Consider the following 16771-nt stretch of genomic DNA (forward strand, 5'->3'; position numbering starts at 1 on the left):
TGCGCCCCCCTTGGGGGGAAGGGCCGGGCGACACGCAGTGCGCCCGGACCATCGGGGGGTTACAACAATGACGCGCGGGTGCCGCCGTCGAGGACGTGGACCGCGCCGTTGGAGAAGGCGGCGCGCGGCGAGGCCAGGAAGACCGCCAGCTTCGCGACTTCCTCGGCCGTGCCGTAGCGGCCCTGCTTCTGCGCCACCAGCGCGTCGAAGTCGGGCAGGCCCAGCATCTTCTCGAACTCGGCCTTGCGCGGCTTGACCATGTCGGTGTCGATGAAGCCCGGCAGGATCGCGTTGACGCGGATGTGGTGGGCGCGCAGCTCGACCGAGGCGGTCTGCGTGAGCGACACCACGCCGGCCTTGGCGGCCGCGTAGTGGCCGATCAGCGGCACGGCGGCCTGGGCCGTGATCGAGGCCATCGTGACGATCGCGCCGCCGCCCGCGGCAATCATGGCCGGCGCCGCATAGCGGATGCAGAGGAACACGCCGTCGAGGTTGACCGACAGCACCTCGCGCCATTGCGCATAGCTCATCTGCACCAGCGGCACGACCGAGGCCACGCCGGCGTTGGGCACCATGATGTCGAGCCGGCCGTGCGCCTCGACCGCGGCCGCGACCAGCGCCTCGACCTCCAGCGGTTCGCGCACGTCGCAGGCCACGGCGATCGCGCCGGGCAGCGAAGCGGCCACGCGCCGCGCGGCCGCCGGATCGAGGTCGGACACCACGAGCTTCGCACCGTGGGCCGCATAGGCGCGCGCGACGGCCTCGCCGAGGCCCTTGCCCGCACCGGTGACGATCGCCACCTTGTCTTGGAGAAGATTTTTCATAGCAGGCTCGCGGACAGGCCGCCGTCCAGAACATAGTGGGAGCCGGTGGTCCAGCTGGCGTCGTCGGAGGCCAGGAAGGCCACCATCTCGGCGACTTCCAGCACGGTCCCTAGCCGCTGCTGCTTGAGCGCGACCAGCGTGTCCCAGGGCACGCCCACGGCCGCCTCGACGGTCGGCACCAGCCGGTCGACCATGGCGGTGCCGATGAAGCCCGGACAGACCGCGTTGATGCGCAGGCCGGTCGGTCGCAGCTCGACCGCCGCCACGCGGGTGAGCTGGATCACCGCCGCCTTCGATGCGCAGTAGGAGCCGAACAGCGGCGCGCCGCCGATGCCGGCCAGCGAGGACATGTTGACGATCGAGCCGCGGCCCGAGGCGACCAGCGCGCCGAGCGCGTGCTTCATGCCCAGGAACACGCCCTTGACGTTGATCGCCATCAGCCGGTCGAACTCTTCCTCGCTCTGTTCGAACAGCGGCTTGACGATCTCGATGCCGGCGTTGTTGACCAGCGTGTCGAGGCTGCCGAAGGCGGCCACGGTGGCGTCGACCGCGGCCTGCATGTCGGCCGCCGAGGTGACGTCGCAGCGCACCGCCCGGGCCTGAGGCCCGAGCGTGTCCGCCGCGCGTTGCGCACCGGGCCCGTCGATGTCGGCGAGCATGACCTGTGCGCCGCGCTCGACGAACAGTTCGGCGATGGCCAGGCCGATGCCCTGCGCCGCGCCGGTGATGAGGGCCTTGCGGCCCTGCAGTTCTGGCATGGGTGTCTCCTTTGTTGTGCACCCATTGGAGCAAGGGGTGGTGCGCGCGGGCGCCCACAAAAAGGATGGAAATCTTCGTTGCAGTGCAGCAATGGTGACGCGCGCACGACCTGCACGATCGCGGCAGCCGAGCGCTCCGCCCGACCGCCTGGCCAGCCTCAGCGCGCCTCGCGGCGCAGGTGGCGGTAGACCGTGCTTCGGTGCACGCCCAGGCGTGCCGCGGCCTGCGCGACATTTCCGTCGGCCGCGCGCAGGGCGCTGCGGATTTCCTGATGGGTCAGGTCGGCCAGCGGGGTGGCGGCCGTGGCGCGCAGTGCCGGGTCGCTGTCGTGGACGCCAGCGGGCGACGCGACCGCCGCGGCGGATTGGATGCGCGCCGGCAGCAGCTCGATGCCGATCTCGGTATCGGGCTCGGCCAGCGCGGTCAGCGTCCGCAGCACGGCCAGCAGTTCGCGCACATTGCCGGGCCATGAAAAGTCGCAGAGCCTTTGCAGCGCCTCGTCGCTCAGGCTCAGGCGGTGGCCCTGGCCGCCGGCTTGGGCGAAGAGCTTGCGAACCAGCACCACCTTGTCCTCGCGCTCGCGCAGGCTCGGCAGGCGCGCCTCGTAGCCGTTGACCCGGAACATCAGGTCGGCGCGGAAGCGGCCCGATGCCGCCAGCGCGGCCAGGTCGCAATGCGTGGCGCAGACCAGCTGGAAATCGACCGGTGCGGCGCGCCCGCCGCCCAGCGGCATCACGGTCTTGTCCTCGAGCACGCGCAGCAGCCGGGTCTGCAGCAAAAGCGGCATGTCGCCGATCTCGTCGAGCATCAGCGTGCCGCCATGGGCCTCGCGGATGCGGCCCGCCGCGCCCTGGCGGCGCGCACCGGTGAACGCGCCTTCGTCGTAGCCGAAGAGCTCGGCTTCGATCAGGCTGTCGGGCAGGGCGGCGCAATTGACGATCACCAGCGGCCCCGCGCGGCGCTGGCTCGCCGCATGCAGGCGCCGGGCGAACACCTCCTTGCCCACGCCGGTCTCGCCGGTGACCAGCACCGACACGCCGGCGTCGATCACCTTGACGGCCTGCTGCAGTGCGCGCGCAACGGTGCTGTCTTCGGGGGCTTCGGACGATCGTGCGTCCGCCCCCACGTCCGCCTGCACATCCTGCCGCGTGGACGGCACCTGCCGCGCCGGTCGGCTCGGCCGGGCTTGCCGGCTGACGACGATCCGCTGACCCCCGGCCAGCGTCAGCGGGACCGCGTCGCGGCCCGTGGTGTGCCAGCGCTGGCCCAGCAACTGCTCGACGGGCTGGTCGAGCACCGCGCGCCACGACAGGCCCAGCAGGCCCAGTGCGATCCGGTTGGCGGCCACGACGTGTCCGTCGACGATCGTGAGCAGGCCTTCGCGCGGGCTGCCCAGCACCGCGGCATTGGCATGGAAGCGCACGGTGTCGCCGGTCGCGCGGGCCAGCATCATGCGGTGCTCGATCTGCTGCGAGGCCATGCGCACCAGGCCCAGCGTATGGCCGTCGATGCGGATCGCGTCGCCCGAGATGTCGAGCACGCCCGCGATCTCGCCGCGGCCGGTAAAGATCGGCGCAGCCGCGCAACCCAGGCCGCCATGGCCCGAGAGGAAATGTTCGCCGCCCAGCACCGCCAGCGCCTGGCGCTCGACCAGCACCGTGCCGATCGCGTTGGTGCCGCAGCGCTGCTCGGACCAGTCCACGCCCGGCAGCAACGCCACGCGCTGGGCCTTGGGCAGGAAGTCGGGGCTGCCGATCTCGTCGAGGATCACGCCGGCCGCGTCGGTGACGATCACCACGCAGCCGTGGCCGATCGCATGTTCGGCCAGCGCATCGAGTTCGGGCTGCGCGCTCTCCAGCAGCAGACGCGAGGCTTCCTTGCGCTCGGCCAGCGCGCAGGCGCTCAGCGGGGTGGGCTCCATGGCCCAGACGCCGGCGCCGCGCGAGCGCGTCCAGGAGCGCGAGATGTGCGGCGCCAGCCCATCGCTCGGCGTGTGGCCCTGGTTGAAGAACAGCTCACGGGCTCGCTCGGTCCGCTGGACCAGCTCCGTTGCATCCGACATGGTGTCTCCTTTGTCGCTGCGCGTCGCGTGATGCGACATGTTCGCCCGACTATGTCGCAGTTCGCGACGTCAGGCAATGCGCAGGCCGTTGGCCATCATGCCGCAGAGGCCGGTGGGCTCGGCTTGCCACAGGGGAGCCACGGCGTGCGACAGGGGCGATGACGATGGCTAGGGATAGTCCCTAGAAGAGCCGGTACAGGCTTTGCAAGTGCTGCTTCACCGCGACGGCGCGGTGAATCCCAACCACTCGGCAACCACTCGATTTGGAGACACAGACATGGACATGCTGGAACCCGGCAAATTCGGCACCGCGGTGCCGTTCCGCAAGCGCTACGACAACTTCATCGGCGGGCAATGGGTCGCACCGGCCAAGGGCCAGTACTTCGAGAACATCACGCCGGTGACCGGCAAGGTCTTCTGCGAGGTCGCGCGCTCCACCGCGGAAGACGTCGAGCGCGCACTCGACGCCGCGCATGCGGCCAAGGCCGCCTGGGGCCGGACCTCGCCCACCGAGCGCTCGAACATCCTCAACAGGATCGCGCAGCGCATGGAGGAAAACCTGCCGATGCTCGCGATGGCCGAGACCTGGGACAACGGCAAGCCGATCCGCGAGACCACGCTGGCCGACATGCCGCTGGCGGTCGACCATTTCCGCTATTTCGCCTCGTGCATCCGGGCCCAGGAAGGCGGCATCAGCGAGATCGACAGCAAGACCTACGCCTACCACTTCCATGAGCCGCTGGGTGTGGTGGGCCAGATCATTCCCTGGAACTTCCCGATCCTGATGGCAGTGTGGAAGCTGGCACCGGCGCTGGCCGCAGGCAACTGCGTGGTGCTCAAGCCGGCCGAGCAGACGCCCGCGTCGATCCTGGTGCTGATGGAGCTCATCGGCGACCTGCTGCCGCCGGGCGTGCTCAACGTGGTCAACGGCTTCGGGCTCGAAGCGGGCAAGCCGCTGGCATCGAGCAACCGCATCGCCAAGATCGCGTTCACCGGCGAGACCACCACCGGCCGGCTGATCATGCAGTACGCGAGCCAGAACATCATTCCGGTCACGCTCGAGCTGGGCGGCAAGTCGCCCAACATCTTCTTCGAGGACGTGGCGGCCAAGGACGACAGCTTCCTCGACAAGGCGCTCGAAGGCTTCGCGATGTTCGCGCTCAACCAGGGCGAGGTCTGCACCTGCCCGAGCCGCGCGCTGGTGCAGGAGTCGATCTACGAACGCTTCATGGAGAAGGCCGTCAAGCGCGTGGAAGCCATCAAGCAGGGCAGCCCGCTCGAGATGAGCACGATGATCGGCGCGCAGGCCTCCAACGAGCAGCTGGAGAAGATCCTGTCGTACCTCGACATCGGCAAGCAGGAGGGCGCCAAGGTGCTGACGGGCGGCGAGCGCCACCGGCTGGCCGGTGAACTGGAAGGCGGCTACTACGTCAAGCCGACCATCTTCGCGGGCCACAACAAGATGCGCATCTTCCAGGAGGAGATCTTCGGGCCGGTGGTGTCGGTGACCACCTTCAAGACCGAGGAAGAGGCGCTGGAGATCGCCAACGACACGCTCTACGGGCTGGGCGCCGGCGTCTGGAGCCGCGACGCGAACCGGGCCTTCCGCATGGGCCGCGGCATCCAGGCCGGCCGCGTGTGGACCAACTGCTACCACCACTACCCGGCGCATGCGGCCTTCGGCGGCTACAAGGCCTCGGGCATCGGCCGCGAGAACCACAAGATGATGCTCGACCACTACCAGCAGACCAAGAACCTGCTGGTGAGCTACGACGAATCGCCGATGGGGTTCTTCTGACCATGGACCTGCGCCGCGTCATCTGCACGCCGGCCGCCGAGGCGCTGATTGACGTGGTGCGGGCCAAGCACGGGCCGGTGATGTTCCATCAGTCGGGTGGCTGCTGCGACGGCAGCGCGCCCATGTGCTACCCGCAAGGGGAGTTCCAGGTGGGGGACTACGACAAGCTGCTGGGCGAGATCCACGGCGCGCCCTTCTACATCAGCGGGCCGCAGTTCGAGTACTGGCAGCACACGCAGCTGATCATCGACGTGGTGCCGGGGCGCGGCGGGATGTTCTCGCTGGAAGGCCCCGAGGGCCTGCGCTTTCTCACGCGCTCGCGGCTCTTCAGCGATGAAGAGGACACGCGGCTGCAGGCCGCACGCTGAAGGCAGACATGACGAGGGCCGGCCGATCGGGGATCTGCCGGTCCTCTGCCGTGCGAGACGCTCAGTCCACCCCGATCATCACGCTCGAGGCCTTGATCAGCCCATAGGCCGGGCCGCCCTCGACCAGGCCCAGCGAATCGGCCGAGGTCGAGGTGATCGTCGAGACGATCTGCACGCCTGACGCGATCTCGAGCGTGACCTCGGTGGTCACCGGGCCTCGCACGATCTTGACGACCTTGCCGGGCAGAACGTTGCGGGCGCTGATTTTCATGGGGGGCTCCAGATGAAAGCTAAATCGACATTCTGAGGGCAGCGCACCCTAACGCCTGTGTCAGGCGGGCACGGCGTCCTGCACCGTCGCCATGTCGATCACGAAGCGGTACTTGACGTCGCTCCTGAGCATGCGCTCGTAGGCCTCGTTGATCTGCGGCATCGCGATGGCCTCGATGTCCGAGACGATCCCGTGCTGGGCGCAGAAGTCGAGCATCTCCTGCGTCTCGGGAATGCCACCGATCATCGAGCCGGCGATGCTGCGGCGCTTGCCGATCAGGCCGAACACGCCCGGCGAGGGGTGCGGCGTGCTGGGCGCGCCTACCAGCGTCAGCGTGCCGTCCATCTTGAGCAGTGCGATGAAGGGGTCGAGGTCGTGCGGGACGGCGACGGTGTTGAGGATGAAGTCGAAGCTGTTGCGGTGCGCCTTCATCTCGTCTGCATTCTTCGACACCACCACCTCCTTCGCGCCCAGGCGCAGGGCGTCGGCCGACTTGCCCGGCGAGGTGGTGAACAGCACCACGTGCGCGCCCAGCGCGGCGGCGATCTTCACGCCCATGTGGCCCAGCCCGCCCAGGCCGACGATGCCCACCTTCTGGCCCGGGCCGACCTTCCAGTGGCGCAGCGGCGAGTAGGTGGTGATGCCGGCGCACAGCAGCGGCGCCACGGCGGCGAGGTCCTTCTCGTCGTGGGTGATCTTGAGCACGAACTTCTCGAACACCACGATGTGGTCGGAGTAGCCGCCCAGCGTGTTGGCGCGCGACACCTGCTCGGGGCTGTTGTAGGTGCCGGTCATGCCGTTGTCGCAGTACTGCTCCAGGCCTTCGGCGCAGGGCTGGCAATGCTGGCAGCTGTCGACCATGCAGCCCACGCCGACGATGTCGCCGACCTTGAACTTCGAGACGTCGGGGCCGACGGCGCTCACGCGGCCGACGATCTCGTGGCCCGGCACGCAGGGGAAGATCGAAGGGCCCCATTCGCTCTTGGCGGTGTGCAGGTCGGAGTGGCAGACGCCGCAGTGCAGGATGTCGATCGCGACGTCCCGGGCGGCCGGCGTGCGGCGCTCGAAGGTGAAGGGGGAGAGGGGCGTGGTGGCCGAGCGGGCCGCGTAGGCGTGGGCGAGGGTCATGTCGGGGTTCCTGGGAAGGCGCGAGCCGGGGAAAACCGGCCCACCTTACACAGCCGCGCGCGGGCGCGCTGAGCGCCCGCTCAAAGGCCCCGGGGCGCCCTCGGCTGCCTTCAGCCGGTCACACGGCGGCCGACCAGCACCGGATCGGCGCGGTAGCGATCGGGGAACACCTTCTTGAGGTTGGCGACCTTGGGCAGGTCGTTGATCACGATGTAGGGCTGGTTCGGGTTCAGCGTCAGGTAGTCCTGGTGGTAGCCCTCGGCCGGGAAGAAGCGCTTCTGCAGTTCGATGGTGGTCGCGATCGGCGCGCCGAAGCTGCCGGCCTTGCCGAGCTGGTCGATGTAGGCCTTGGCGATGCGGGCCTGCTCGTCGTTCTGCGCGAACACCGTCGAGCGGTACTGCGTGCCGCGGTCGGGGCCCTGGCGGTTTAGCTCGGTCGGGTTGTGGGCCACCGAGAAATAGATCTGCAGGATGCGGCCGTAGCTGATCTGCTTCGGGTCGTAGGTGATCGCGACCGCCTCGGCATGGCCGGTGCGGCCCGAGCCCACGGTTTCGTAGCGGGCGGTCTTCTCGTCGCCGCCCGCGTAGCCCGAGACCGCGTTGGTCACGCCCTTGACGTGCTGGAACACGCCCTGCACGCCCCAGAAACAGCCGCCGGCGAGCACCGCGGTCTCGGTGGCCGCGGCCGTGGCGAGGTCGTCGGCGGGCGCCGGGATGACGACGGCGTTCTCCGCCGCCATCGAGGGCACGATCTTGAAGGCGGCCGCGGCAGCCAGCAGCGCCACGGCACCGAGCGCCATGCGGCGCGAGAAGCGCTGGCGGGGGGCGAGCGCGGCGGCAGGAGGGGTCGAGGGCTTGTTCATCTCAGGTCTTCCTTCGGTGCAGGGTGGATCGGACGGCGTCCGTGTTCCTGAGTTCGGGGGAAGGGCGCCCTCGGTTACGCGATGCGCGTCGAAATTTCCGCCGCATCGATGCAAGCCGGTTGTAACCCCTGGGCGACGCGGGCCGAACTACCCGGTGGAAGCCATGCCGCGCGCCCACGATCAGGCATCGTTATGCCCATTGGGATATAACGGGTTTCGAGCCTGCCTGAGTCCAAGGTGCCGCGCGCTGCGTACAGCGTCCCAGGAGCCCCCGGTCGTCCCGTGCCGGTGGCCACCTGTTCACCCAGACCCCACAGGACCCTTTTGAAGGATTTGCCATGACCCCCCAAGGAAGACGTTCGGCATTGGTCGCAGGCGGCTCGACGCTCGGCCTGGCCATTGCCTACGCACTGGGCTGGAGCCCACGTCCGGCGCTGGCCGCCACCGCAGGCACCTTCGAGCTGACCCGTACCGAGGCCGAATGGCGCAAGCTGCTCAGCGCCAACCAGTACGCAGTGATGCGCGAGGAGGGCACCGAGCGGCCCTACACCAGTCCGCTCAACGACGAGCACCGCGAAGGCGTCTTCGCCTGCGCGGGCTGCAGCCTCGACGCCTTCTCCTCGAAGACCAAGTTCGACAGCAGGACCGGCTGGCCCAGCTTCTGGCAGCCCTTGCCCAACGCGGTCGGCGAGAACGTGGACAAGACCTTCGGCATGGTGCGCACCGAGGTGCACTGCCGGCGCTGCGGCAGCCACTTCGGCCATGTGTTCCCCGACGGCCCCAAGCCCACCGGCCTGCGCTACTGCATGAACGGCCTGTCGCTCAAGTTCACGCCGCGCGCGGCCTGATCCACGCAACCCCACGCCTCCCACGCCCGCATGCTGCTCTTTCTCGTCGCCTACCTGGGGGGTGTGCTGACCATCCTCAGCCCCTGCATCCTGCCGGTGCTGCCCTTCGTGTTCGCGCGGGGTGAGCAGCCCTTCCTGCGAAGCGGGCAGCCGCTGCTGGTGGGCATGGCGCTGACCTTCGCGGCGGTGGCCTCGCTGGCGGCGGTCGGCGGCGGCTGGGCGGTGCAGGCCAACCAGTACGGCCGCTGGGCGGCGCTGGTGCTGATGGCGGTGTTCGGGTTGATGCTGCTGTTTCCGCAGCTGGCAGAACACGCCACGCGGCCGCTGGTGGCCTGGGGCGCACGCCTGTCGGCCTCGGCCACGGGGGGCGCCTCCGGGCGCGGCGCCTCGTCGCTCGTGCCTTCGCTGCTGCTGGGGTTGGCGACCGGGCTGCTGTGGGCGCCCTGCGCGGGCCCGATCCTGGGCCTGGTGCTGACCGGCGCGGCGCTCAACGGCGCGAGCGCACAGACCTCGCTGCTGCTGCTGGCCTATTCGGCCGGCGCCGCGACCTCGCTGGCCGCGGCGCTGCTGATCGGCGGGCGGGTGTTCCAGGCCATGAAGCGTTCGCTCGGCGCGGGCGAGTGGATCCGTCGCGGCATCGGCGCGGCCCTGCTGTGCGGCGTGGCCGCGATCGCGCTGGGGCTGGACACCGGCGTGCTGGCACAGTTGTCGCTGTCGAGCACGGCCAGGGTCGAGCAGGCATTGGTCGACCGGGCGGGCGCGGGTTCGAAGGCCGAATCCGCGGCCTCCGACCGGGTGGTGGCCAGCGGCTCGAACGCGATGCGGCCCGCCGGTGAGGCCGGGCTGCCCATCGAAGGCGCCATGCCCGCGCTGGCCGGCGCGGTGCAGTGGCTCAATTCCGAGCCGCTGACCACCGCGCAGCTGCGCGGCAAGGTGGTGCTGGTCGACTTCTGGACCTACTCCTGCATCAACTGCCTGCGCGCGCTGCCCTACGTGCGTGCCTGGGCGGAGAAGTACAAGGACCAGGGCCTGGTCGTGATCGGCGTGCACTCGCCGGAATTCGCCTTCGAGAAGGACGTGGGCAACGTCCGCAAGGCGGTCAAGGACCTGAAGCTCGACTACCCCGTGGCGATCGACAACGACTTCACCGTCTGGCGTGCCTTCAAGAACCAGTACTGGCCCGCCCACTACTTCATCGATGCCAAGGGCAACATCCGCTACCACCACTACGGCGAGGGCGAGTACGACAAGTCGGAACAGGTCATCCAGCAACTGCTGGCCGAAGCCGGCCAGGGCCGCGTGCCGGGCGATCTGGTGAAGGTCGAGGCCAGCGGCGCGCAGGCCGCGGCCGACGGCGCCAACGTCAAGTCGCCCGAGACCTACGTGGGCTACCAGCGGGCCGAGCATTTCGTGTCCGCCGGCGGTTTTGCGAAGAACCAGCCGCACCGCTACGCCGGCCCGGCCGCGCTCCAGCTCAACCAGTGGGCGCTGGCCGGCGACTGGCGCGTGGGCGCCCAGAGCGCCGTGCTGGACCGCAGCGGCGGGCGCATCAGCTTCCAGTTCCATGCACGCGACCTGCACCTGGTGCTGGGACCGGGCGCCGATGGCAAGCCGGTGCGCTTCCGGGTGCTGATCGACGGCAAGGCGCCGGGCGCCGACCAGGGCATGGACGTCGACGCCCAGGGCCATGGCGTGGTGACCGGGCAGCGGCTCTACCAGCTGGTGCGGCAGAAGGGCGGCGTGGCCGAGCACCGCTTCGACATCGAGTTCCTCGACCCGGGGGCCGAGGCTTTCGCCTTCACCTTCGGCTAGGTCAGGATGAACACGTCGGGGTCGAGCCTGGGCGCCTGCTGCGGCTCGCCCATCATCTCGCGCAGCGTCGACTCGATGCCGGCCGACATCGCATCCAGCGCGAGGTCGTTGGCCGCCATGCCGAAGGGCTCCTCGATCTCCGCGCCCAGGGCCTCGAGCGCGAAGAAGGTGTAGGCGATGAAGGCCACGATCACCGGCGTGGTCGGCCCGATCGAATCGACCAGGCCGAAGGGCAGCAGCACGCAGTAGAGGTAGATCGTGCGGTGGATGATCACCGAGTAGGTGAAGGGGATCGGCGTGCTCGCGATGCGCTCGCAGCCGCCCAGCGCCTCGTTGAGGTGGCTCAGCGGCGCGTCCATGGCCGGCACGATGGCCGGCGCGATCTCGCCCGCCTGCCGCCGGTCGCGCAGCCATTCGCCGGCCATCAGCAGCAGCATCGAGGGCTTGTACAGCACCGGCTGGAGTCGTGCGCGGTCGTCCGGCGTCAGCAGGCGCTCGAAATCGGCCGCGGGATCGGTGCGGCGCAACTGGTGGCGCAGCGCATGCACGAAGGCGATCAGCCGCGCGGCCAGCGGTTGCACCTCGGCCGGCGCGTCGGCCAGCGTGAGCGCCTGGCGCAGCAGGGTGCGGGTGTTGTTGAGCACGCTGCCCCAGAGCGTGCGCGCCTCCCAGTAGCGCGCATAGCTGGTGCCGTTGCGAAAGCCCAGGAAGATGGCCAGCGTCAGGCCGATCAGCGAGAAGGGCACGAAGGTCAGCGGGATCTTCCACTGGAACAGGCGCCCGTGGAGCACGGTGACGAGGATGGCGAAGGCCGTGGTGGCGAGCAGCTGCGGTGCGATGTCGCGCAGCACGGAGCCGCGCCAGACGAACAACATGCGCAGCCAATGGAGGCGGGGTCGGATGATCATGGGTCCCCGATCATCCCAGGGACAGGCTCGGTGCTCGCCTGGGTCGGGTAAGGGCGCTGTCGGGAAGCGGCCCGGGATCGCGTGCGGCGCGATCCGACGTGGAAAAAATGCATGGCTGGCCGGAGAACCGATGGCTAGCAAAAAACGACCTTGGAGACTTTTGAGGGTCCCGGGTCGCCCCACGATGAAACCGAATCCTGGAGAAGGGCGGCAGCTGCTTCCAGCTGCTTTCTTTCGATGCCGCGATCCTACCTTAAATGCAAACGCTTCTCATTTGATTGGATGGCGCGATACAAATTATTTCCATCAGCCCGACGCCGGGGCCGACGCCTGTTGTGCCCGCAGCAGCCTTCGATCTCGGGCCGCTGCGGGTCGCGAAGGTGGCCTGCACTCTGGCGATGATGGCCTGCCTCCCAGGCCAGCAGCCAGCCATTCGTCGCTTCCGACGATGGTCTGCAGGGCCGTGCCGCAGAACACTTCATCGCTTCGATCCAGTGGGAAAAGAGGCGAGCGATGGCTTGGAAACTCGACGCGGCCGAGGCCGGGTTCAGGCAGGAGGTCCGGGACTTCCTGGCGGAGGCCCTGACGCCCGAACTGCGCACCGCGGGCCGGCGCTGCGCGGGCATCTTCAGCGACTACGACGACGGCATCCGCTGGCACCGCATCCTCGCGCAGCGCGGCTGGAGCGTGCCCAGCTGGCCGGTCGCGCATGGCGGCACCGGCTGGACGCCGATGCAGCACTACATCTTCGCCAGCGAACTCGCGCAGGCCGACGCGCCGCCGCTCGCGCCCAACAGCACGCGCATGGTGGCGCCAGTGATCATCGCCTTCGGCACCGAGGAGCAGAAGCAGCGCTGGCTGCCCGGCATCCGCAACGGCGACGACTACTGGGCCCAGGGCTACTCCGAACCGCAGGCGGGCTCCGACCTCGCATCGCTGCAGTGCCGCGCGGTGCGCGACGGCGAGCACTACGTGATCAACGGCACCAAGATCTGGACCACGCATGCGCACTGGTCCAACCGCATGTTCTGCCTGGTGCGCACGGCCAGCGGCGGCAAGGCGCAGCAGGGCATCAGCTTCCTGTGCTTCGACCTCGACCTGCCCGGCATCACGGTGCGCCCCATCGTCAGCATCTCGGGCGACCACGAACTCAACCAGGTGTTCTTCGACGACGTGCGCGTGCCGGTGTCCTCTTTGCTGGGCGAGGAGAACCAAGGTTGGGCCATCGCGAAATACCTGCTTGCGCACGAGCGTGGCCATGCCTGGGCGCCGCTGCTGCGCGCCCGGCTGCGGCGCCTGCGCGAGGCGGCGCGCACCGCATGGCCGCACAGCGGGGCCGACGAAGCCCGCGACATGGTGCTGCGCCTGGCCGAGGCCGATTGCGCGATCGATGCGGTCGAGGCGCTCGAACTGCAGGCCCTGCGCGCGCAGGTGCAGGGCGAGCCGCCGGGCATCCGGCCCTCGATGGGCAAGGTGCTGGGTTCCGAGCTGCGCCAGCGGCTGACCGAGCTGGGCATCGAGATCGCCGGCCGCTATGCCGCGGTGAACCTGCCGCTGGCCGACGGCCTGCAGGGCGCGCTGCCCGTGCCCGAGGAGGCGGTGTTCTCGATGTCGGCCTACCTCAACGACCGCGCGGCCTCGATCTACGCGGGCTCCAACGAAGTCCAGCGCAACCTCATCGCCGCGCACCTGCTGCGCGGCTGAACGCCCATGACCATCGACACCCTTCAAGCCGAGCGCGAGCACACGCTCGCGATGCTGGTCGACAGCCTCTCGCGCTACCTCGGCGAACGCTTCGACCTCGACCAACGGCTGCGTTCGCTGGCCGAGGCCACCGACGCGCCGCCGGCCTTCTGGTCCGGCCTGTCGCGCGAGCTCGGCCTGCTGGGCGCGGCCCTGCCCGAGGCGCAGGGCGGCCTCGGCGGCGGCATGGCCGTGCACCTGGCCGTGATGCAGACGCTGGGTGGCGCGCTCGCGGGCGAGCCCTACCTGTCGAGCATCGTGATCGGCGCAGGCCTGCTGCAGCGCCAGCCGGGCGCGTTCAGCGACGCCTTGCTGGCCGATGCTGTCGAGGGCCGCGCGGTGCTGGCCTTCGCCCATGCCGAACCCGAGGGCCGCGACGAACGCGCCGAGGTGCGCACGCGACTGGTACGCGATGCCGAAGGCTACGAGCTCGACGGCCACAAGGCGGTGGTGCATGCGGCGCCCTGGGCTACGCACCTGATCGTCTCGGCGCGCAGCAGCGGCCGGCCGGGCGATGCCGAGGGCCTGTCGCTGATCGTGGTCGCGCGCGATGCACCCGGCGTGCAGTTGCGCCCCTATGCGCTGCGCGACGGCACCCGCGCCGCCGAGCTGCGGCTCGAGCGTGTGCGCGTGCCGGCCGAGGCCCTGCTGGGACGCGAGGGCGAGGCGCTGCCGCAGATCGAACAGGCGCTCGACGAAGCCACGCTCGCGGTCTGCGCCGAAGCCGTGGGCGTGATGCGCCGGCTGCTGGCCGACACGCTCGACTACGTGCGCCAGCGCAAGCAGTTCGGCGTGCCCATCGCGAGCTTCCAGGTCTTGCAGCACCGGTTGGCCGACATGCACATGGCGCTGGCCCAGGCCGAAGCGCTGACCCAGGCCGTGCTCGAGGCGATGGACGGCACCGCCGACGAACGCGCGCGGGCGGTGTCCTCGGCCAAGGTCGCGGTCGCGCGCGCCTGCAAGGCCGTGGGGCAGGGCGCGGTGCAGCTGCACGGCGGCATGGGCATGACCGAGGAGCTGGCCATCGGCCACTATTTCCGGCGCGCGACGCTGATCGAATCGCAGTTCGGCCCGGCCGCATGGCACGTGCGGCGGGTCGCGCGGCTCGAGGCGCAGCGCGATCCGACGCAGGCCTGAGGCCTCGAGTCTGGCCCACCGGCCACGCCATGTTCCTGATGGACATGACGTGACTGGAAAAAGCCTCAGTCCGGCCGCAACACGACGCGCCCCACCGCATCGCCACCCTGCATCGCCGCCAGTGCCGCGTGGTGGTCCGACAGCCCCCACACGCCCGCGATGGCCGGGCGCAGATCGCCACGGGCATGCAACGCCATCACGCCGCGCAGGTTGGCCGCCGCCTGGACTGGCTCACGCTGCGAGAACTGGCGGATGTCCACGCCCACCAGTGCCGCGCCCTTGAGCAGCGGCAGGTTGGCCGGCAAGGACGCGATACCGCCGCCCGCGAAGCCGAGCACCAGGTGGCGCCCGCCCCAGCCCAGCGAACGGAAGGCGGGTTCGGTGAAGGCGCCGCCGACCGGGTCGACCACCACGTCCAAGCCTCGTGCTTGCGTCATCGCCTTGAGCGCGCTGCGCCAGTCGATGGCCGAGGTGTCGATGGTGGCGTTGGCACCGGCCGCGCGTGCCAGCGCGCGTTTCTCGGACGTCGAGCCGCCCGCGATCACGCGGGCACCGAAAGCGCGAGCGAGCTGCACCGCGGCCAGGCCGACGCTGCCCGCCGCGCCGAGCACGAACACCGTCTCGCCCGGCCGCAGCGCGCCGCGGTCGACCAGCGCGTGCCACATCGTGCCGTAGGGCACGGCCAGCGCCGCCGCCTCGGTGAAGAGGGCGGCTTCGCCGATGCGCTGCACCGCGACGGCAGGCACGCACACGGCCTCGGCCCAGGCGCCGCCGGCCGTGGCGGAACCGCAGACGCGTTCGCCCAGATGCCAGTCGGCCTCGGTGCCGTCGCCGATCGCTTCGACCGTGCCCGCGAACTCGCTGCCCGGGATGTAGGGCACGGGCGGCTGCAGCTGGTAGCGGCCCTGGGCCAGCAGCAGGTCGGCATGCGAGATCGCGCTGGCCTCGACGCGGATGCGCAGTTCACCGGCCCCGGCCTCGGGACGTGGCACCTCGCAAAGCGTCAAGGCGTCGAGCGGCCCCAGACGGGCCATCTGCAGCGCCTTCATGCGACCAGCCCCTGCATGCGATCGAGCGCGTCGCTGAACTCCTGCATGAAGTCCTGCACCACCGCGCGGCTCGACTGGGTGCCGGTCACCAGGCCGATGCCCTGGCCGACGAAATAGGTGGCGAGTTCGCGCGCCTGTGCGTTGCCGCCGTCGGCCGCCTGCTCGACCGCGCGCAGCGCCGGGCTGCTGAGCATGGCTGCAGCGGCATCGGCAGGCAGCCCGGGCTGCCCGGTGCTTCCCAGGCTTCGGTCCAGGCCGAACGCAGCTGGCGCGCGGGCTTGCCGGTGCGGCTGCGCGAGCGCACGGTGTCGCGCGAGCCGGCCGCGACCAGCTTCTCGCGCACCGTCTCGCTGCATTCGGATTCGCGCGTCGGCAGCCAGACCGAGCCGGTCCAGGCGCCTGCCGCACCCATCGCCATGCAGGCCGCCATCTGCTCGCCGGTCATGATGCCGCCCGCGGCGAGCACCGGCACCTCGCGGCCGCCGCGCAGCGCGCGCACCACCTCCGGAATCAGCACCATCGTCGAGACCTCGCCGCAATGGCCGCCGGCCTCGCCGCCCTGCGCCACGATGATGTCGACGCCGGCCTCGACCTGGCGCAGCGCATGTTCCTTCGCGCCGACCAGCGCCGCGACCGGAATGCCGTGGCGGCGCGCGCGCTCGATCATCGAGGGCGGCGGCACGCCCAGTGCATTGGCGATCAGCCGGATCGGATGGCGAAACGCGACGTCCATCTGGCGCTCGGCGTTCTCCGGCAGGAAGGGCGTGGGCCGCTCCATGCGCAGTTCGGTGCCGCCCTGCACGCCGTGGCGCTGCAGCAGTTCGCGCACGAAGGCGCTGTGCTGTTCAGGAATGCGCCGCGCCATGGCTTCCATGCCGGTGTCGGCGCCGGCCGCGCCGGGCAGGTTCTCGGGGATCAGCACGTCGAGGCCGTAGGGGCGGCCGTCGATGTGCGCGTCGATCCAGTTGAGTTCGGCTTCGAGTTCCTCGGGCGTGTGGCCGACCGCGCCCAACACGCCGAAGCCGCCGGCCTTGCTGACCTCGACCACCACATCGCGGCAATGGGTGAAGGCGAACAGCGGAAAGTCGATGCCGAGCGTGCGGCACAAGGGGCTCTGTATCACGGGGGTGTCTCCTCGGGGGCCTGGGTGGAGCAGGCACCTTAGGGAGGGCAGGGCGCACCGGCAATCGTCCCTTTCGAC

At 70.0% G+C, this 16771-nt stretch carries 15 protein-coding genes; 6 read left to right on the forward strand and 9 right to left on the reverse strand.

Annotated features, from left to right (window positions below; all coding sequences use genetic code 11):
- Positions 1 to 59: 59 nt before the first annotated feature.
- The 3 genes from K0H49_RS21790 to K0H49_RS21800 all read right to left on the reverse strand — a co-directional run bounded on the left by K0H49_RS21790 (position 60) and on the right by K0H49_RS21800 (position 3645).
- Positions 60 to 824, reverse strand: a complete 765-nt coding sequence (locus K0H49_RS21790; protein ID WP_219216948.1) for an SDR family NAD(P)-dependent oxidoreductase — start codon at positions 822 to 824, stop codon at positions 60 to 62.
- Positions 821 to 1582 carry an SDR family NAD(P)-dependent oxidoreductase gene (locus K0H49_RS21795; protein ID WP_183025776.1) on the reverse strand — a complete coding sequence of 254 codons (762 nt, stop codon included), beginning with the start codon at positions 1580 to 1582 and terminating at the stop codon, positions 821 to 823. The genes K0H49_RS21790 and K0H49_RS21795 overlap by 4 nt, the downstream gene beginning before the upstream one ends.
- A gap of 158 nt (positions 1583 to 1740) precedes the next feature.
- Positions 1741 to 3645: a sigma-54-dependent Fis family transcriptional regulator gene (locus tag K0H49_RS21800; RefSeq protein ID WP_219216951.1), complete on the reverse strand. Its 1905-nt coding sequence runs from the start codon at positions 3643 to 3645 to the stop codon at positions 1741 to 1743.
- A gap of 277 nt (positions 3646 to 3922) precedes the next feature.
- Here K0H49_RS21800 and adh point away from each other — a divergent pair, with 277 nt between their 5' ends.
- Both adh and K0H49_RS21810 read left to right on the forward strand, forming a co-directional pair.
- A complete protein-coding gene (gene adh / locus K0H49_RS21805; RefSeq protein ID WP_219216953.1) occupies positions 3923 to 5443 on the forward strand; it encodes an aldehyde dehydrogenase in 1521 nt (506 codons plus the stop codon).
- A 2-nt stretch (positions 5444 to 5445) separates the two neighbouring features.
- Positions 5446 to 5811, forward strand: coding sequence for a DUF779 domain-containing protein (locus K0H49_RS21810; RefSeq protein ID WP_219216954.1), 366 nt, complete (start codon positions 5446 to 5448; stop codon positions 5809 to 5811).
- A gap of 61 nt (positions 5812 to 5872) precedes the next feature.
- Here the strand turns inward: K0H49_RS21810 and K0H49_RS21815 are convergent, their stop codons facing one another.
- The 3 genes from K0H49_RS21815 to msrA all read right to left on the reverse strand — a co-directional run bounded on the left by K0H49_RS21815 (position 5873) and on the right by msrA (position 8010).
- Positions 5873 to 6082 (reverse strand): TOBE domain-containing protein, encoded by a 210-nt coding sequence (locus K0H49_RS21815; protein ID WP_183025787.1) that lies wholly within the window; start codon positions 6080 to 6082, stop codon positions 5873 to 5875.
- Positions 6083 to 6142: 60 nt separating this feature from the next.
- A complete protein-coding gene (locus tag K0H49_RS21820; protein ID WP_219216956.1) occupies positions 6143 to 7210 on the reverse strand; it encodes an NAD(P)-dependent alcohol dehydrogenase in 1068 nt (355 codons plus the stop codon).
- A 110-nt stretch (positions 7211 to 7320) separates the two neighbouring features.
- Positions 7321 to 8010, reverse strand: a complete 690-nt coding sequence (gene msrA, locus K0H49_RS21825) for a peptide-methionine (S)-S-oxide reductase MsrA (RefSeq protein WP_257625168.1) — start codon at positions 8008 to 8010, stop codon at positions 7321 to 7323.
- 401 nt (positions 8011 to 8411) lie between these two features.
- Between msrA and msrB the strand changes: the two genes are divergently transcribed.
- A complete protein-coding gene (gene msrB, locus K0H49_RS21830; RefSeq protein WP_219216959.1) occupies positions 8412 to 8921 on the forward strand; it encodes a peptide-methionine (R)-S-oxide reductase MsrB in 510 nt (169 codons plus the stop codon).
- A gap of 30 nt (positions 8922 to 8951) precedes the next feature.
- Positions 8952 to 10733 carry a cytochrome c biogenesis protein DipZ gene (locus K0H49_RS21835; RefSeq protein ID WP_219216961.1) on the forward strand — a complete coding sequence of 594 codons (1782 nt, stop codon included), beginning with the start codon at positions 8952 to 8954 and terminating at the stop codon, positions 10731 to 10733.
- Here the strand turns inward: K0H49_RS21835 and K0H49_RS21840 are convergent.
- On the reverse strand, positions 10730 to 11641 hold the full coding sequence (locus K0H49_RS21840) for a bestrophin family protein (protein WP_219216963.1): 912 nt from the start codon (positions 11639 to 11641) through the stop codon (positions 10730 to 10732). The genes K0H49_RS21835 and K0H49_RS21840 overlap by 4 nt on opposite strands.
- Positions 11642 to 12154: 513 nt before the next feature.
- On the opposite strand from K0H49_RS21840, the gene K0H49_RS21845 reads away from it, so the two are divergent.
- A complete protein-coding gene (locus K0H49_RS21845; protein WP_219216965.1) occupies positions 12155 to 13345 on the forward strand; it encodes an acyl-CoA dehydrogenase family protein in 1191 nt (396 codons plus the stop codon).
- 6 nt (positions 13346 to 13351) lie between these two features.
- The gene (locus K0H49_RS21850) at positions 13352 to 14521 is read left to right on the forward strand and encodes an acyl-CoA dehydrogenase family protein (RefSeq protein ID WP_219216967.1); all 1170 of its coding nucleotides are present in this window, start codon (positions 13352 to 13354) and stop codon (positions 14519 to 14521) included.
- Positions 14522 to 14586: 65 nt separating this feature from the next.
- Here K0H49_RS21850 and K0H49_RS21855 read toward each other — a convergent pair whose 3' ends face one another.
- Both K0H49_RS21855 and K0H49_RS21860 read right to left on the reverse strand, forming a co-directional pair.
- Positions 14587 to 15570: an NADPH:quinone oxidoreductase family protein gene (locus K0H49_RS21855; RefSeq protein ID WP_219216970.1), complete on the reverse strand. Its 984-nt coding sequence runs from the start codon at positions 15568 to 15570 to the stop codon at positions 14587 to 14589.
- An 85-nt stretch (positions 15571 to 15655) separates the two neighbouring features.
- The gene (locus tag K0H49_RS21860; protein WP_219216972.1) at positions 15656 to 16693 is read right to left on the reverse strand and encodes a nitronate monooxygenase; all 1038 of its coding nucleotides are present in this window, start codon (positions 16691 to 16693) and stop codon (positions 15656 to 15658) included.
- Positions 16694 to 16771 lie beyond the last annotated feature (78 nt).

Source organism: Variovorax boronicumulans (assembly GCF_019352895.1).
GTDB classification, from domain to species: domain Bacteria; phylum Pseudomonadota; class Gammaproteobacteria; order Burkholderiales; family Burkholderiaceae_C; genus Variovorax; species Variovorax boronicumulans_A.

Bases quoted from the DNA above. Each gene is read 5' to 3' on its own strand.
- K0H49_RS21800 (WP_219216951.1), bottom strand. From the start codon at position 3,645: ATGTCGGATGCAACGGAGCTGGTCCAGCGGACCGAGCGAGCCCGTGAG.
- K0H49_RS21835 (WP_219216961.1), top strand. From the start codon at position 8,952: ATGCTGCTCTTTCTCGTCGCCTACCTGGGGGGTGTGCTGACCATCCTC.
- K0H49_RS21820 (WP_219216956.1), bottom strand. From the start codon at position 7,210: ATGACCCTCGCCCACGCCTACGCGGCCCGCTCGGCCACCACGCCCCTC.
- K0H49_RS21840 (WP_219216963.1), bottom strand. From the start codon at position 11,641: ATGATCATCCGACCCCGCCTCCATTGGCTGCGCATGTTGTTCGTCTGG.
- K0H49_RS21855 (WP_219216970.1), bottom strand. From the start codon at position 15,570: ATGAAGGCGCTGCAGATGGCCCGTCTGGGGCCGCTCGACGCCTTGACG.
- msrA (WP_257625168.1), bottom strand. From the start codon at position 8,010: ATGGCGCTCGGTGCCGTGGCGCTGCTGGCTGCCGCGGCCGCCTTCAAG.
- K0H49_RS21850 (WP_219216967.1), top strand. From the start codon at position 13,352: ATGACCATCGACACCCTTCAAGCCGAGCGCGAGCACACGCTCGCGATG.
- K0H49_RS21845 (WP_219216965.1), top strand. From the start codon at position 12,155: ATGGCTTGGAAACTCGACGCGGCCGAGGCCGGGTTCAGGCAGGAGGTC.
- adh (WP_219216953.1), top strand. From the start codon at position 3,923: ATGGACATGCTGGAACCCGGCAAATTCGGCACCGCGGTGCCGTTCCGC.
- K0H49_RS21795 (WP_183025776.1), bottom strand. From the start codon at position 1,582: ATGCCAGAACTGCAGGGCCGCAAGGCCCTCATCACCGGCGCGGCGCAG.
- msrB (WP_219216959.1), top strand. From the start codon at position 8,412: ATGACCCCCCAAGGAAGACGTTCGGCATTGGTCGCAGGCGGCTCGACG.
- K0H49_RS21815 (WP_183025787.1), bottom strand. From the start codon at position 6,082: ATGAAAATCAGCGCCCGCAACGTTCTGCCCGGCAAGGTCGTCAAGATC.
- K0H49_RS21790 (WP_219216948.1), bottom strand. From the start codon at position 824: ATGAAAAATCTTCTCCAAGACAAGGTGGCGATCGTCACCGGTGCGGGC.
- K0H49_RS21810 (WP_219216954.1), top strand. From the start codon at position 5,446: ATGGACCTGCGCCGCGTCATCTGCACGCCGGCCGCCGAGGCGCTGATT.